The following is a 14750-nucleotide window of genomic DNA, read 5'->3' as shown; positions in this document are numbered from 1 at the left end:
GCAGCGTCGGGAGAGCCAGTGATGCGTGTCGACGGAACGGTGGCGAGCGACGACGACGGGGGCCGCAGCAGCGGCGGCAACGTGGATTATGGATCTGCCTGGGCTCGGGTGAAGCGTCGGCTGCGGGCCGAGCTCGGCGAGGATGTGTTCGCGAGCTGGTTCGCCCGCCTCGAGCTGGAGACCGTGGCCGGCAGCACGGCCCGGCTCACGGTTCCGACCCGATTCCTCAAGAGCTGGATCGAGTCGCACTACCTAGACCGCGTGCTGAACACCTTCAAGGCCGAGGTCGAGGAGATCGCGCGGATCGAGGTCGGCGTACGCGGGACCGGCGCGCCGGTCCGGCCGGTCGCCGCGGGGGCGTCCAAGCCCGGTCCGGTGAGCGGGCCTCTCGCCCGCATCCACGCCGCCAGCGCGCCGATGCCCGTCGCTGCGGCCGCGCCGGCCTCTGAATCGCGCAACGCCGACGCCGGGGGCGATCTCAGCGGGACGCCGCTCGACGCGCGTCTGACCTTTGCGAGCTTCGTGATCGGGCGCTCCAACGCCCTGGCCCACGCCGCCGCCGAGCGGGTCGCCAACCACCAGGGGGAGGGCGCCCTCTACAACCCGCTCTATCTCCATGCCGGGGTCGGCCTGGGAAAGACTCACCTGCTGCACGGCATCGGCCACGCCGCCCGCGAGGCGGGGCGCCGGGTCATCTATCTGACCGCCGACCGGTTCATGTACGGCTTCGTCAATGCCCTGAAGACGCAGTCGGCGCTCGCCTACAAGGAGCGGCTGCGCGGCATCGACCTCCTGATCCTGGACGACGTCCAGTTCATCCAGGGCAAGTCGATCCAGGCCGAGTTCGGCCACACGATCAATGCGCTCATCGACGCCGGCCGTCAGGTCGTGGTCGCCTCGGACCGGCCTCCGACCGAACTGGAGGCCCTCGACGAGCGGGTCCGCTCGCGGCTCGGAGGCGGCCTCGTGGTCGAGATCACCGCCCTCGACGAGGCCCTGCGCGTCTCGATCCTGTCGGCTCGCCTCGCCGCCGTGCGGGCGTCGCACCCCGGGTTCGACGTGTCGCCGCAGGTGGCGGCCTACGTGGCCCGGGCGATCACCGCCAACGGCCGCGACCTCGAGGGCGCGGTGAACCGCCTCCTGGCGCATGCCACACTCACCGGCACCGCGGTGACCATGGAGACCGCCGAAAGCGCGATCCGCGACCTCGTGAAGAATCGCGAGCCGAAGCGGATCAAGATCGAGGACATCCAGAAGCTGGTCGCCTCGCGCTACAACGTCTCACGGTCGGACATCCTGTCGGAACGGCGCACCGCCGCGGTGGTGAAGCCGCGCCAGATCGCCATGTACCTGTCGAAGGTGCTGACCCTGCGTTCGCTGCCCGAGATCGGCCGCCGATTCGGTGGCCGCGATCACACCACCGTGCTGCATGCCGTCCGCAAGATCGAGAAGCAGATCGGCGAAGATACGGTGCTCGGAGATGAAGTCGAGCTGCTGAAGCGGATGCTTCAGGACTAGTCGAACCGGGGATGATCATCCGGACGAAGCTGCTCGTCATCGCGCCGCTTCGTCCCTGAATGACGGCGGCGGTGCAGGCGGACCTCGCCTCATCGCTGTCCGACTAAGCCGAGCACTTCCAAAACGGTGCCGCTGTCACGCGCCCTTCGCCCGCTCCGCACATTCGGGGCTGGCCGAGGGCGCGCGTGCCGTGGCAGACTGGCGCGAACCGAGACGGCCTTGTAAGGCCGCGTCGCCGACCGGCGAAGATCGACGCCCCGGGGGAGTGCTGATGACGGACGCCTTCATCTACGACCACGTTCGCACGCCGCGCGGGCGCGGCAAGGCGGACGGCTCCCTCCACGAGGTGACGGCCCTGCGTCTCGCCGAGACGGCGCTGCGCGCCCTCAAGGATCGCAACGGCCTCGATACCGGCCTGATCGACGACGTGATCCTGGGCTGCGTCGACCCCGTCGGTGAGGCGGGCGGCGACATCGCCCGGGCCGCGGCCCTGGTGGCGGATTACGGCGCGCAAGTTCCGGGCGTGCAGATCAACCGGTTCTGCGCCTCGGGCCTCGACGCGGTGAACTTCGCGGCCGCACAGGTCATGAGCGGGCAGCACGCGATGGCGGTGGGCGGCGGCGTCGAATCGATGAGCCGCATCGGAATCGGCGCCTCTGGCGGCGCGTGGCCGGTCGATCCGGCGATCGCCATCAAGTCCTACTTCATGCCGCAGGGCGTCTCGGCCGACCTGATCGCCACCAAGTACGGCTTCACCCGAGACGATTGCGACGCCTACGCGGTCCGTTCGCAGGAGCGCGCGGCGAAGTCCTGGGCCGATGGCCTGTTCGAGGGGTCCGTGGTTCCGGTCCGCGACGTGAACGGCATCACGCTTCTCGATCGCGACGAACACATGCGGCCCGGCACCGACATGCAGTCGCTCGCTTCGCTGAAGGCGTCCTTCGTGCAGATGGGCCAGATGGGTGGCTTCGACGCCGTGGCCACGGACGCGCACCCCGACGTGGAAGCCGTCGAGCACGTCCACCACGCCGGCAACTCTTCCGGCATCGTCGATGGTGCCGCGGCCGTGCTGATCGGCTCCAGGGCGGCCGGCGAGGCCGCGGGCCTGCGTCCGCGCGCGCGGATCCGCGCCTTCGCCAACATCGGGTCCGACCCGGCCCTGATGCTCACCGGGCCGGTGGACGTGACCCGCAAGGTCCTGGCTACGTCCGGACTCAGCCTGTCGGATATCGATCTGTTCGAGGTCAACGAGGCCTTCGCGGCGGTGGTCCTGCGCTTCTGCCAGGCGTTCGACCTCGACCCGGAGGCGGTCAATGTCAACGGCGGCGCCATCGCCCTCGGTCATCCGCTGGGTGCGACCGGCGCGATGATCCTCGGCACTGCCCTCGACGAGCTGGAGCGGACCGGCAAGGAACGGGCACTGATCACCCTGTGCATCGGCGCCGGCATGGGCACGGCCACGATCATCGAGCGGGTCTGAAGGCCGCATGGGTGACCGCATGGGGGCGGCGCACCGCCGCTCCCCAAAGTCCGGGAACGCTGCTAGAGGCGCGGGCGACGCCCGGCCCGATGCGGGGCCGGACGATAAAACAACGGGAGACAAGCCCTTGAACCGCCTGTTTGCGACGCTCTGTCTAGGCGTCACCCTGAGCCTGCCTGTCGCCGCCCGCGCCGACGAGGCTGCGGACCGCGTGGCCGTGGCCACGACGCTCGTCAACAAGACCCTGATCAAGAACCTTCAGACCGGATTCAACGTCGCCCTCGAGAAGACGGTAGCGCCGATGCCGGAGGCCCGCGCCGAGGCCGTACGGAAGGAGCTGCTGGACGAGTTCGACAAGCAGCGCGGCATCATGGTCGAGGGGCTCTCGAAGGACTACGCCGAGAAGTTCAGCCTCGCCGAGTTGAAGCACCTCGACGAGATCTACTCGGATCCGACTTACCTGAAGTTCCAGACGATGAATGCCGATCCGAACTCGTCGGTGACGGCGATCTCGCAGAATTCGGTCACCAAGCTGCTGAACATGCTGGCCGTCGCCTCGGCGACCGACAACACGTCGAAGGCGGGCGCGCCGCCGATGCCGCCCGCCGCGGCCCCCGCTACGGCTCCGAAGTAGGCGATGTGCGTCGCGCGCGTCTGGCCGGCCTCAGGCGGCGCGCGCGGCCGCCATGGGGGCGAAGCCGGCCACAGGGGGCAGCGCCTCCAGCAGGGGCTTCGCGAAGTGGTAGCCCTGCATGAGCGAGATCCCGAGCCCGCGCAGGGCACCGAGTTCCGCGGCGGTCTCGACGCCCTCGGCCAGCACGGTGACATCGAGCGCCCGCGCAATGGCGACGACGCCCGAGACGATGGCGTAGCGCCCGGAATCGGTTTCGATACCGCGCACGAGATCCATGTCGATCTTGATCAGGTCGGGACGGAAATTGGCCAGCAGGCTCAGTCCCGCGAAGCCGGCCCCGAAATCGTCGAGCGCCGTCAGGAAACCCTGCTTCCGATAGGCCGCGACGATGCCCTTGACGTGCTCCGTGTCCCGGAACCGCTCCTGCTCTGTGAATTCGAACATGATGCGCCGATGCGCGAAGTCCACGCGACGGGCGGCTTCCAGGGACGCCCGGATGCAGGCGTTCGGCTCGTAGACCGCGTTGGGCATGAAATTGATGGACAGCCGCGTGAGGCTGTCGCGGGGGAAAAGGCGCCCGGCAAGTTCGATGGCCTTCACGCGGGCGGCTTGGTCGAACTGATAGCGGGTCTCGTCGGTGACCTGATTCAGGATCGTGTAGGCCGGCTCGCCGTTCAGCCCGCGCACGAGGGCCTCATAGGCCCAGACGCTCCCTGTGCCGATATCGAGGATCGGCTGGAAGGCCATCGTGAAGTCGAAGTCGAGCGCGGTGCCGTCGCGGCAGGCGCTGCAAGCGGTGGTCTTCGTCATATGCGCCTTCCGCCGGTGCCCCCCGACCGGCGGACCATGCGCTCTCACGCTCAACGCAACCTTAACGCAAGCACGCCGGTGAAACGTCGGCGCGATTTTGGGAGGACGGCACCATGACGCTGACCGATTTCCGCTTCGAGACCGATCCTGACGGCATTGCCGTGGCGACCTGGGACATGCCGGGCCGCTCGATGAACGTGATTACCGAGGGCGTAATGGATCAGCTCGAGGCGATCATCGAGCAGGTCGCCTCCGATGCCGCCATCAAGGGCTGCGTGATCGCCACCGGCAAGGACAACTTCTCCGGCGGCGCCGACCTCACCATGCTCCAGGGGCTCGGCCTGGCCTACGAGCAGCTCAAGGCCGAGCAGGGCGAGGCGGTGGCCATGCGCCACTTCTTCGAGGCATCCCGGCGCCTGTCGCTGCTGTTCCGGCGGCTCGAGACCTGCGGCAAGCCCTTCGCGGCGGCGATCCAGGGGCTGTGCCTGGGCGGCGCGTTCGAGTTGGCGCTCGCGTGCCATTACCGGGTCGCCTCCGACGACGGGAAGACCCGTGTCGGGCTTCCGGAGATCAAGGTCGGGTTGTTCCCGGGCGGCGGCGGCACCCAGCGGGTCGCCCGGTTGATGCAGACCGGGGACGCCCTCCAGATGCTGTTCAAGGGCGAGCAGATCCGCGCGCCGATGGCCAAGGGCATGGGGCTGATCCACGCCGTGGTGCCGCAGGCCGAGATCGTCGAGCGCGCCAAGGCCTGGATCCGCGAGGGCGGGTCCGCGGTGGCGCCGTGGGACGTGCCGAAGTTCAAGGCGCCTTCGGGCAAGGTCTACTCGCCGGCCGGCATGATGATCTGGCCCCCGGCCAACGCCATCTACCGGCGCGAAACCCACGACAATTACCCGGCCGCCAAGGCGATCCTGGCCTCCGTGTATGAGGGCCTGCAACTGCCGATGGACCTCGCCCTGCGGGTCGAGAGCCGATACTTCGCCCATATCCTGCGCTCGACCGAGGCGGCGGCGATGATCCGCACGCTGTTCATCTCCATGGGCGAGCTGAACAAGGGCGCGCGCCGCCCGAAGGACGTGCCGGCCACCCGCCTGAGCAAGGTCGGCGTGATCGGCGCCGGCTTCATGGGCGCAGGCGTCGCCTACGTCACCGCGCAGGCCGGCATCGAGGTGGTGCTGGTCGATCAGTCGGTGGAGGCCGCCGAGAAGGGCAAGGCCTACGCGCACACGCTGATCACGGGCCAGATCAACAAGGGTCGCGCCAAGACCGCCGACCGCGATGCCCTGCTCGGGCGCATCCAGGCGACGTCCGATTACGGCGCGCTCGCCGAATGCGACCTCGTGATCGAGGCGGTGTTCGAGGATCCGAAGGTGAAGGCCGAGGTGATCGGGAAGGTCGAGGCGGTGATCCGCCCCGACGCGATCTTCGCCTCCAACACCTCGACCCTGCCGATCACCGGGCTGGCGAAGAGTTCGCAGCGCCCGGCCCAGTTCGTCGGCATCCACTTCTTCTCCCCGGTGGAGAAGATGATGCTGGTCGAGATCATCAAGGGCGAGGCGACGGGCGACGCGGCGCTGGCCACCGCCCTCGACTACGTGCGGCTGATCAAGAAGACGCCGATCGTCGTGAACGACGCCCGCGGCTTCTTCGCCAACCGCTGCGTCGGCGCCTACATCCTTGAAGGCCACAAGATGCTGGCCGAGGGTGTCCCGCCGGCCATGATCGAGAGCGCCGGCCGTCAGGCCGGCATGCCGGTCGGCCCACTCTCGCTCAACGACGAGGTCGCCCTCGACCTCGTGCTCAAGATCGCCAAGGCCACAGAGGCGCAGGTGGGGCAGGGGGCCGTCGATCCGGCGCAGAAGGCGATCCTCTCCGAGATGGTCGAGACGCAGGGCCGGCTCGGGCGGAAGAACCGCAAGGGCTTCTACGACTACCCGGAGGGCGCGCCCAAGCGGCTCTGGCCCGGTCTGACGGCTCTGCAGCCCCATCGCCTGGATCCCGACTCCGTCGACTTCAGCGAGCTGAAGCAGCGGCTTCTGGTGGTGCAGGCGCTGGAGGCGGCCCGCACCGTCGGCGAGGGCGTTGTGACAGATCCGCGCGAGGCGGATGTCGGCTCGATCCTCGGCTTCGGCTTCGCGCCGTTCACCGGGGGTGCGCTGTCCTACATCGACTTCATGGGCGCGGCGGCCTTCGTCGACCTCGCGCGGGGCCTGGAGTCCCGGCACGGCCCCCGGTTCCGGGTGCCCGACAACTTGGCTGCCATGGCCGAGCGCGGCGGCACCTTCTACGGTGAGGCCGGGAAGCGCGCCGCCTGAGGTCGGCTCGCCGGGCGCCGATCGGCGGCGTCCGGCAGGTTTGCGAGTTCCTCCAGCAGCACCGCCCGCGCGCAGGCACCGAAGGCCCGCATCAGGCGTCCACGGGCGTGGTCGGGCGGAAACAGCAGTGCGAAGTGAACCGGTAGGGCGGGCGCGAAAGGCCGGATCGCGATTGGCGACACCTTCGCCTCCTCGTGGGCGGCGAGCGGATTCATCACGCTGACTCCCAGCCCCGCCGAGACGAGGGTGCAGATCGACGCGCCGAGCCCCGCTTCGGCCGTGATCGTCAATGCGATTCCGGCCGATTCGAAAACCGCGTCGGTCCGTTCCCGCAGGGCGCTCCCGAGCGAAGCGGCGACGAACGGCACGTCGGAAAAGTTCTCCGGCCTCAGCGTGTCCTGCGCGGCGAGCGGATGGTTCAGCGGCAAGACGGCGACGCAGGACCGCGTCTCGACGTGATCGAGACGCGCGTCAGGGTCCTGGCCGTAGAGCATCGTCAGCGCGGCATCGCAGAAACCCGTGTCGATCCACGCGTTCACGGTTTCGTCGTCGCCGGAATGGATCGCCACGATCACGTCCGGATGTTCGGCGCGGAACCGAACGACCGCCCGCGCGAGAAGGCCGCCCGCCAGCCGGGGCATCGCGGCGACCCGCAGCCGTTCGGCACCGAAGGCGCGGATCCGCGCAGCCGCCGCCTCGAGGCTCGCCAGCCCAACGAAGGCCCGCTCGACCTCTGCGTGGAAGCGCGTGCCGTCGAGGGACGGCACGACGCGGCCGCCGCTGCGGTCGAACAACGGAAGGCCGGTGATCGCCTCCAACTGGGCGATCAGCCGACTCACCTGCGGCTGGGAGGTGTGGAGCCGCCGGCTCGCCTCGGTCATCGACCCCGTGGCCACCACAGCCCGGAACGCCTCGATGTGCCGGAAGGTCATGCGCCGCTCGGCCATATCAGATCCGTATATTCGGCCAGTGAATCGGCATTGGACGCCAGCGCGCGGCCGCTCCTAGGATCGGTCGGCGATGCTTCAAGCCGACCAGTCGACGCCGCGGCGACTCGGAACATTGCCGATACCGGCATTACGAGGGGGTACGGATCGTGTCGAGGACGCTACCGCTTCTGATGGCTTCGCTCTGCTGGATCGCGCTCGCCGCGCCGTCGTCCGCGGAGGGGCGCCTCGACAAGATCCGCACGAGCGGCCAGATCAGCCTCGGCTTTCCGGACGCGTCACCCCCCTTCGGGTTTCTCGATCAAAACGCCAAGCCGGTGGGTTATTCCCTGGAGATATGCGAGCACGTCGCTCAGAAGCTCAAATCCGCCCTCGGCCTGTCCAAGCTCGACGTGCGGCATGTGCCTGTGATGTCAGCGACGCGGATCCCGCTGATCAACAACGGCACCATCGATCTGGAATGCGGCACCGCCAGCAACCTGCCCGAGCGCCACAAGCTGGTGTCGTTCGCGCCCACCACCTTCGTGGCCCAGGTGGTGCTGGTCGCCAAGAAGGACACCCCGGTCGACGTGGAGGACATCGCCACGTTCCGCGGCAGGGCCATCTCGGCCCAGGCGGGCGGGGAGACCCAGCGCGTCGCCACGCGGATCAACGTGCGCGACAAGCTCGACATTCAGGTGATGCCCGCCAAGGACACCGCCGAGGTGTTCCTGCTCGTCGAGACGGGTCGCGCCGCCGGGGCGATCAACGACGATGCCCTGGCACATGCCACGGTCGCGGGAGCCAAGCGGCCTGGGGACTACAAGATCGGCACCAGGGGACTGGAGTTCGCCCCCTACGGCATCCTCGAGCCGAAGGACGATGGGGACTTCAAGGCCGCTGTCGACAAGGCGGTGGTCGAGCTGATCCAGGACGGGACCGTCGCGCGGCTGTACAGCCGCTACTTCGAGCAGCCGATCCCGCCCAAGGGCATCAATCTCGAATTGCCGATGAGCGCCGTCCTGAAGCGCGCCCTGGCCAATCCCACTGATTCCGGCGACGAGGCCGCCTACCGCTAGCGCCGCGCTTCGAACGAAAGCCTCAGCGAAGGTTGGAGCGGTGCGTCGACAAGGACCTCGGGCGCAGGCGCAGGAACGCGGTGACGGCGTCTGAGCAAGGGGGTGAGCTGTTGGGATCGCGATGCGAAACGATCTGACTGGAAACAGCGGAGCACCGGCTGCCGTCGACCTGCGCAGCGACACGGTCACGCGCCCGACCGAGGCCATGTACGCGCGCATGCGCTCCGCGCCGCTCGGCGATGACGGACTCGATGCCGACCCGACCGCGCGAGAGCTGGAAGAGACCGCCGCGGCGATCCTCGGCAAGGAGTCCGGCCTGTTCGTGCCGAGCTGCACGATGGGCAACCTTCTGGCGATCCTGGCCCAGGTCCAGCGCAGCGAGCAGATCCTACTCGAAGCCCAGGCCCACATGGTCAACACCGAGCGCGGAGCCGGCACCCTGACCGGGACGTTCCTTCTCGGCATCGCCGGCACCGACGGCGCCATGGACCTCGACCGGCTCAAGGACGCCCTTCATCCGGGGGCGAGCCCCCTCCGGACGGCCATGATCGGGCTGGAGACGTCCCACAACGCCGCCGGGGGCACGGTCCTTTCGCCGGCCCATATGGAGGCGGTGGCCGGCCTCGCCCGCGCACACGGCATTCCGGTCCATCTCGACGGCGCGCGCCTGTTCAACGCGGCGACGCATCTCGGCGCCCCACCTGCCGATCTCGCCGCCCATGTCGACACGGTATCGCTCTGTTTGTCGAAGGGCCTCAGCGCCCCGGTCGGCGCGGTGCTCGCCGGCAGCGGGCCGGTCATTGCAGCGGCGCGACGCCTGCGCAAGATGATCGGCGGAACCCAACGGCAGGTCGGGGTGGTGGCGGCAGCCGGGCTCGAGGCGATCACCGTCATGGGGGCTCGACTCGGGGAGGATCACGCGCGGGCGCGGCAACTGAGTGACGGGCTGAACGCGTTGCGGCCGCGCCTGTCGGCGAACCGTCCGCAGACGAACATCGTGCAGGTCGATCTCGGAGGAAGCGGGCGCGACAGCACCCACTGGGTTGCCGATCTCGAAGCGGCCGGGATCCGCACCCGGCCGCTCGGCGCGTCGCGCCTGCGTCTGGTCACGCACCGGCACATCACGGAGGCGGACGTCGTCCAGGCCGTGGCGGTCTTTGGCGCCCTTCTCGATACGCCCTGACCCGTGTCAGGCCGCGCCCGCGACTCGTGTCGTGCGGCCGAGCATGCGGGCGAGGAGTACGACGTCGCCGGCGTTGTCCGACAGCAGGTCGGTGATGTCGCCGACCTCCAAGGCCTTCACGTGGCGGCAGCGCATCGCGAAGCGACCGGCCGTACAGGTGCAGCGCAGCTGCGGGCCGCCCGCCTGTTCCTCCAGGCTGACGTGATACCGGTTCCCGGTCGATCCGCGCACGGCGAAGCGCAGGGCCGTGGGTGCGGCCGGGACGGCGGCCATCGCCCGCCCGCTGATCGCCCCCGGCGCAGGGCGGGGCCTTGCCGGGCCGCCGGTCGCCCGCGTGATCGGCAGGCCGATCGAGGCGGCGAGCCCGTGCACGTCCACGGCGGCCCGCTCGCGCATCGCGGCGAGGGCGATCTCCGCGCAGGCATAGGCGTCCTCGCCGGCATCGTGATGCTCGAAGCGGATGCCGAGGCGCCGAGCGACCTTGCCGAGTCCACAGCCCTCGGGCGCCGGGAAGACCCGGCGCGCCACCTGGACCGTGCAGAGATACGCGAGATCCGGCACCGGAACGCCGGCCCGCGCCAAGCCGGCGCGCAGGACGCCGATATCGAAGCTCGCGTTGTGCGCCAGGATGAGCCCGCGCGTCAGATCGCCGAGATAGGGCGTCATCACGGCGGCAAAGTCCGGCTTGTCGGCGACGTCAGCCGGCAGGATGCCGTGGACCCGGATGTTGCCCGGCGCGAAGCGCATCTCGGGCGGACGGATCAGGTGGCTCTCCCGTCGCACCACACGCCCGTCCGCGATCCAGGCGAGACCGACCGCGCAGGCGCTGTCACGCCGCTCGTTGGCCGTCTCGAAGTCGAGGGCCAGGACCGTCATCGCGGATCAACCCTGCCGGGTGTGAGTTCTCGGGGCGTTCTCCCGCAGGTCTAAGCCGCCGGGACTCGGGCTTCAACCCTGCGCCACCATCCCGAGCCAGTCGTCCTCCGACACGACACGGACGCCGTGCTTCTCCGCGTCCTTCAACTTCGAGCCCGCTCCCGGACCGGCCACGACGAGATCCGTCTTGGCCGAGACGGATCCCGAAACCTTGGCGCCGAGGCGCTCGGCCACCGCCTTCGCCTCGTTGCGCGTCATCTTCTCGAGGGACCCAGTGAAGACGACCGTCTTGCCCGCGAAGGCCGAAGAGGCCGCAGCCTGCTCCATCGGCTCGACCGTGACCTCGTCGAGCAGCGCGGCGACGGCGTCGGCGTTATGCGGTTCGGAAAAGAACAGGATCAGGGCGTCGGTCGCCACTGGGCCGATCTCCCCGTCGTCGGAGAAGATCCGGTAGGCATCTCCGGGCCGTTGTCCGGCGGCCCGCGCGATCGCGGCGCGCACGGCATCGGCATCGCCATAATGGGCGAGCAGGTTCTCGCGCTGGATCCCGCTGAGCCGCGCGCGTTCCTTGGGCGGCGTCGCCTCGTCTGCCGGGAAGCCGAGATCGAGCAGGCGATCCCGGGTGGTGCCGCCAACCCGCGGAACGGCGGTCAGCTCGATCCAGTCGGAACCCGGCTGCACGGCGGAAGCCTCCCGGACGGCCGCGACGAGCGCCGGCATGTCGGGAAAGCGCTTCGCCAGCGCCTTGGCGGTGGCCTCGCCGATCTGCGGGATACCGAGGGCGAAGAGCAGCCGATTCATCGGCACGGTGCGGCGCGCCTCGACGCCGGCGAGCAAATTCTTGATCGCCTTGTCGTCCTCCTCGCCCTTCTTCTTGGCCGTCTTCCTGGAAGGCTCCGACGCTCCGGATTCCGCACGCCGCTCGGCCGACAGTGCCTCGCGTCGCGCCACGACGGCGGTTTTCAGACGGTCGAAGTCGAGGCGGAACAGATCGGCGGGCTGGTGCACGAGACCGGCCTCGAACAGGACTTCGATGTAGGTCTCGCCGAAACCCTCGATGTCGAAGCCGTTGCGCGACACGAAGTGCTTGAGCCGCTCCACGCCCTGTGCCGGACAGATCAGGCCGCCGGTACAGCGGCGCACCGCGTCGGGGCGTCCGGTGCGCGGGTTGACGGCGCGCACGGCGCGGCTACCGCAGGCCGGGCATGTCTCGGGGAACGCGTAGGGCTTCGAGTTGACCGGCCGCTTCGACAGGTCGACATCCATGACCTTGGGGATGACGTCGCCGGCTCGGACCACCGTGACCGTATCGCCGACGCGGATGTCGCGGGGTTTGCGGACCGGCTCACCATCGGCGCTGATCCTCTCGGATATGGGCTCACGAATGAACTCGCCATCGGCACTGACGCCCTTCACGTAGCCCTCGTTGTGCAGGGTCGCGTTGGACACCACCACGCCGCCGACCGTCACCGGCCGCAGCTTGGCGAGCGGGTTCAGCGAGCCGGTGCGGCCGACATTGATGACGATGTCCTCCAAGATCGTCGTCGCCTCCTGGGCGGCGAACTTGTGGGCGAGCGCCCAGCGGGGCGAGCGCGAGACGAAGCCGAGCCGCTTCTGCAACCCGAGATCATCGACCTTGTAGACGACACCGTCGATGTCGTAGCCGAGCCCGGCCCGGTCGGCCTCGATCCGGCGGTAATGGGAGAGCATCGCCTCCGTGTCGGTGAAGGTCTCGGTGCGCGGGTTCACCGGAAGGCCCCAGGAGGCGAAGCGCTGGAGGACGCCGGTCTGGGTCTCCGCGATCGACGCCGACAGCTCACCCCAGGCATAGGCGAAGAACTTCAGCGGCCGGGACGCCGTGATCGCGGGATCGAGCTGGCGCAGGCTGCCCGCGGCCGCGTTGCGCGGGTTCGCGAAGACCGGCTTGCCGGCCGCGTCCTGCCGGGCGTTGATGGCGGCGAAATCGGCGTGCGACAGGTAGACCTCGCCGCGCACCTCGCAGATCTCCGGCCATCCTGAGCCCGCGAGCCTCGCGGGGATGTCCTGCACGGTACGGGCGTTGGCGGTGACGTTCTCGCCGACCTCGCCGTCGCCGCGGGTGGCGGCGGTGTCGAGCCGTCCGTTGACGTAGCGCAGCGACAGGGACAGGCCGTCGATCTTCGGTTCGGCCGTGAAGGCCAGTGCCGCATCCTCCGGCCAGCCGAGGAAGCGGCGCACGCGGGCGACGAACTCGGCCACCTCGGCGTCGTCGAAGGCGTTGCCGAGCGAGAGCATCGGCACGGCGTGCCGCACCTTCGCGAATTTTTCCGAAGGCTTGGCTCCGACCGCGGTGCTGGCCGCGACGGTTCCGGCGAGGTCGGGGAAGCGGGTTTCGAGATCCTCCAGTCGGCGACGGAGGCGGTCGTATTCCGCATCCGAGATCTCGGGGGCGTCCTCCTGATAGTAGAGCCGGTCGGCTTCCAGGATCGCCTCCGACACGCGCGCGTGCTCGCTACGCGCTTGCTCGGCGCTGAGGTCGAGTTCGAACGGGTCGGATTTCGTGGCGGCCATGCGGGGGTTCTAGCGCATCGGGGGCCGCGCGGGAGCAGGCGGTAGCGCGCAGTCCCCGCTTACCTCAGCCCTTCCGCTGAGCAGATCGCCGCGTCCGGCCACCCTGAAGGCGGCGACGAACACTGCGGCGACAAGGACCGCGATTCCGTGAAGCGGCAGCACCGGAGCGAGCCAGCCGGCGATCGCGGTGCCTGCGACCGAGCCGAGATTCATGGCGGCCATGTACACCTCGAACTGCGTGGCCGCGCCGGCGCGGCCGCCGCTCGCCTGGAGCAGGGCTGGCATCAGGGCCACGATGAGCAGGCCGGGCAGCACGCTGGTCAGCGCCAGGATCACCGGCCCCGCGGCTCCGACCCAGTCCGCGCCGATCAGCCCTCCCGCCAGAGCGAAGGCGACGCCGCTCCACAGGAGAAGGGCGCGCAGGGGCGAGACGGCGCCGACCGTACCGCTTGCCAGCGTCAGAATGGCTTGGAGGCGCGACAGGTCTGCGGACTCCCAGCCCTGGCGCTGGAGGAGGTCGATTGAGAAGGGCAATTCGAACAGGCCGAGCGCCCCGTCCAGCGTGAAGCACAGGACAAGCAGCCGCAGCGCTCCCGGTCGCCGCAGGGCGATGACGAGCCGTCGCAGGAAGCGCCCGAGAGGGATGCGTCGCGTGTCCGGACCGCGGCGGCGGAAGGACAGGAGGGCATCCGCCGGGGCCTCGCGGATCAGCAGCATCGGCAGACCCGCGATCGCTGCTGCGACGAGCAGCCAGCGCACGCTCGCGCCGAATCCGTAGGTCGCGAGCGTCCAGCCGAAGAGTGCCGCGCTGAGGCTGGTGCCGGAGACGAAGCCGGCTCGGGTGCACGCACTGACCCGGCCGAGTTCATGGGCCGGGACGTGATCCATGATCATACGATCGCAGACCGTGTCGAGGAGCGCCGCGAACAGGCTGTGGAGCAGGAAGATCAACCCCAGCATCCCGATCTCGCCGGGTCCGACGACCAGGAGCAGCGCGAGCATCAGGTGACAGCCGAGGAGCGCCGCCACCGCGAAGGGTCGGCGCCGACCCATCCGCGTGTCGCGGGATCGGTCCACCCACGGCCCCCAGATCAGGGGCTGCAGAGTCCAGGGCAGTCCCGCCAGGGCGAAATGAAACCCGACCTCAGCCGACGAGGCGCCCCGTGCGGCCAGGTGGTTCGCCAGCGCGGTCAGCGAAAACCCTGCGATGAGACCTTGATAGACATACGTGGCGAAGAAGACGGCGTAACGGGCAGGCCGCGTGGCGAGACTGAGCCTGCCGGAGACGCCGATGCGCAGACTCTCGGCATTCGGTGTCGTCAAGCCGCGCAATCCTTGCCGCCAGTGCGCCGAACCTCGATGCTACCCATGCCGTTCCG

At 69.4% G+C, this 14750-nt stretch carries 11 protein-coding genes; 6 read left to right on the top strand and 5 right to left on the bottom strand.

The genetic code is table 11. The features are described from left to right. Window positions 1-21: 21 nt before the first annotated feature. From dnaA to ACXJKQ_RS03390, 3 genes are all read left to right on the top strand, one after another. Window positions 22-1518 carry a chromosomal replication initiator protein DnaA gene (gene dnaA / locus ACXJKQ_RS03400; RefSeq protein WP_457104368.1) on the top strand — a complete coding sequence of 499 codons (1497 nt, stop codon included), beginning with the start codon at window positions 22-24 and terminating at the stop codon, window positions 1516-1518. 271 nt (window positions 1519-1789) lie between these two features. Continuing rightward, on the top strand, window positions 1790-2998 hold the full coding sequence (locus ACXJKQ_RS03395) for an acetyl-CoA C-acetyltransferase (protein ID WP_457104367.1): 1209 nt from the start codon (window positions 1790-1792) through the stop codon (window positions 2996-2998). Between the two features lie 127 nt (window positions 2999-3125). After that, the gene (locus ACXJKQ_RS03390) at window positions 3126-3632 is read left to right on the top strand and encodes a hypothetical protein (protein ID WP_457104366.1); all 507 of its coding nucleotides are present in this window, start codon (window positions 3126-3128) and stop codon (window positions 3630-3632) included. Between the two features lie 30 nt (window positions 3633-3662). Here the strand turns inward: ACXJKQ_RS03390 and ACXJKQ_RS03385 are convergent, their stop codons facing one another. Further along, window positions 3663-4442 carry an EAL domain-containing protein gene (locus ACXJKQ_RS03385; RefSeq protein ID WP_457104365.1) on the bottom strand — a complete coding sequence of 260 codons (780 nt, stop codon included), beginning with the start codon at window positions 4440-4442 and terminating at the stop codon, window positions 3663-3665. A gap of 113 nt (window positions 4443-4555) precedes the next feature. Here ACXJKQ_RS03385 and ACXJKQ_RS03380 point away from each other — a divergent pair, with 113 nt between their 5' ends. After that, entirely contained in the window at window positions 4556-6757 is a 2202-nt protein-coding gene (locus ACXJKQ_RS03380) for a 3-hydroxyacyl-CoA dehydrogenase NAD-binding domain-containing protein (RefSeq protein ID WP_457104364.1), read from the top strand. On the opposite strand, the gene ACXJKQ_RS03375 is transcribed toward ACXJKQ_RS03380, so the two are convergent. Beyond that, complete coding sequence (locus ACXJKQ_RS03375; RefSeq protein ID WP_457104363.1) at window positions 6727-7689, bottom strand: LysR substrate-binding domain-containing protein; 963 nt, start codon at window positions 7687-7689, stop codon at window positions 6727-6729. The genes ACXJKQ_RS03380 and ACXJKQ_RS03375 overlap by 31 nt on opposite strands. 188 nt (window positions 7690-7877) lie before the next feature. On the opposite strand from ACXJKQ_RS03375, the gene ACXJKQ_RS03370 reads away from it, so the two are divergent. Further along, complete coding sequence (locus ACXJKQ_RS03370; protein WP_457104362.1) at window positions 7878-8762, top strand: amino acid ABC transporter substrate-binding protein; 885 nt, start codon at window positions 7878-7880, stop codon at window positions 8760-8762. Between the two features lie 121 nt (window positions 8763-8883). Next, window positions 8884-9945: a threonine aldolase family protein gene (locus ACXJKQ_RS03365; protein WP_457104361.1), complete on the top strand. Its 1062-nt coding sequence runs from the start codon at window positions 8884-8886 to the stop codon at window positions 9943-9945. A gap of 6 nt (window positions 9946-9951) precedes the next feature. On the opposite strand, the gene ACXJKQ_RS03360 is transcribed toward ACXJKQ_RS03365, so the two are convergent. From ACXJKQ_RS03360 to ACXJKQ_RS03350, 3 genes are all read right to left on the bottom strand, one after another. Further along, window positions 9952-10821 carry a 3'-5' exonuclease gene (locus tag ACXJKQ_RS03360; protein WP_457104360.1) on the bottom strand — a complete coding sequence of 290 codons (870 nt, stop codon included), beginning with the start codon at window positions 10819-10821 and terminating at the stop codon, window positions 9952-9954. 72 nt (window positions 10822-10893) lie between these two features. Next, the gene (gene ligA / locus ACXJKQ_RS03355) at window positions 10894-13371 is read right to left on the bottom strand and encodes an NAD-dependent DNA ligase LigA (RefSeq protein WP_457104359.1); all 2478 of its coding nucleotides are present in this window, start codon (window positions 13369-13371) and stop codon (window positions 10894-10896) included. Between the two features lie 9 nt (window positions 13372-13380). After that, entirely contained in the window at window positions 13381-14694 is a 1314-nt protein-coding gene (locus ACXJKQ_RS03350) for an MFS transporter (protein WP_457104358.1), read from the bottom strand. Window positions 14695-14750: the final 56 nt, after the last annotated feature.

It is taken from the genome of Methylobacterium sp. P5_C11 (genome assembly GCF_054049775.1).
This window is presented reverse-complemented; position numbering and strand designations above follow the sequence as displayed.

Bases quoted from the DNA above. Each gene is read 5' to 3' on its own strand.
- dnaA (WP_457104368.1), top strand. From the start codon at position 22: ATGCGTGTCGACGGAACGGTGGCGAGCGACGACGACGGGGGCCGCAGC.
- ACXJKQ_RS03395 (WP_457104367.1), top strand. From the start codon at position 1,790: ATGACGGACGCCTTCATCTACGACCACGTTCGCACGCCGCGCGGGCGC.
- ACXJKQ_RS03385 (WP_457104365.1), bottom strand. From the start codon at position 4,442: ATGACGAAGACCACCGCTTGCAGCGCCTGCCGCGACGGCACCGCGCTC.
- ACXJKQ_RS03380 (WP_457104364.1), top strand. From the start codon at position 4,556: ATGACGCTGACCGATTTCCGCTTCGAGACCGATCCTGACGGCATTGCC.
- ACXJKQ_RS03375 (WP_457104363.1), bottom strand. From the start codon at position 7,689: ATGACCTTCCGGCACATCGAGGCGTTCCGGGCTGTGGTGGCCACGGGG.
- ACXJKQ_RS03370 (WP_457104362.1), top strand. From the start codon at position 7,878: ATGGCTTCGCTCTGCTGGATCGCGCTCGCCGCGCCGTCGTCCGCGGAG.
- ACXJKQ_RS03365 (WP_457104361.1), top strand. From the start codon at position 8,884: ATGCGAAACGATCTGACTGGAAACAGCGGAGCACCGGCTGCCGTCGAC.
- ACXJKQ_RS03360 (WP_457104360.1), bottom strand. From the start codon at position 10,821: ATGACGGTCCTGGCCCTCGACTTCGAGACGGCCAACGAGCGGCGTGAC.
- ligA (WP_457104359.1), bottom strand. From the start codon at position 13,371: ATGGCCGCCACGAAATCCGACCCGTTCGAACTCGACCTCAGCGCCGAG.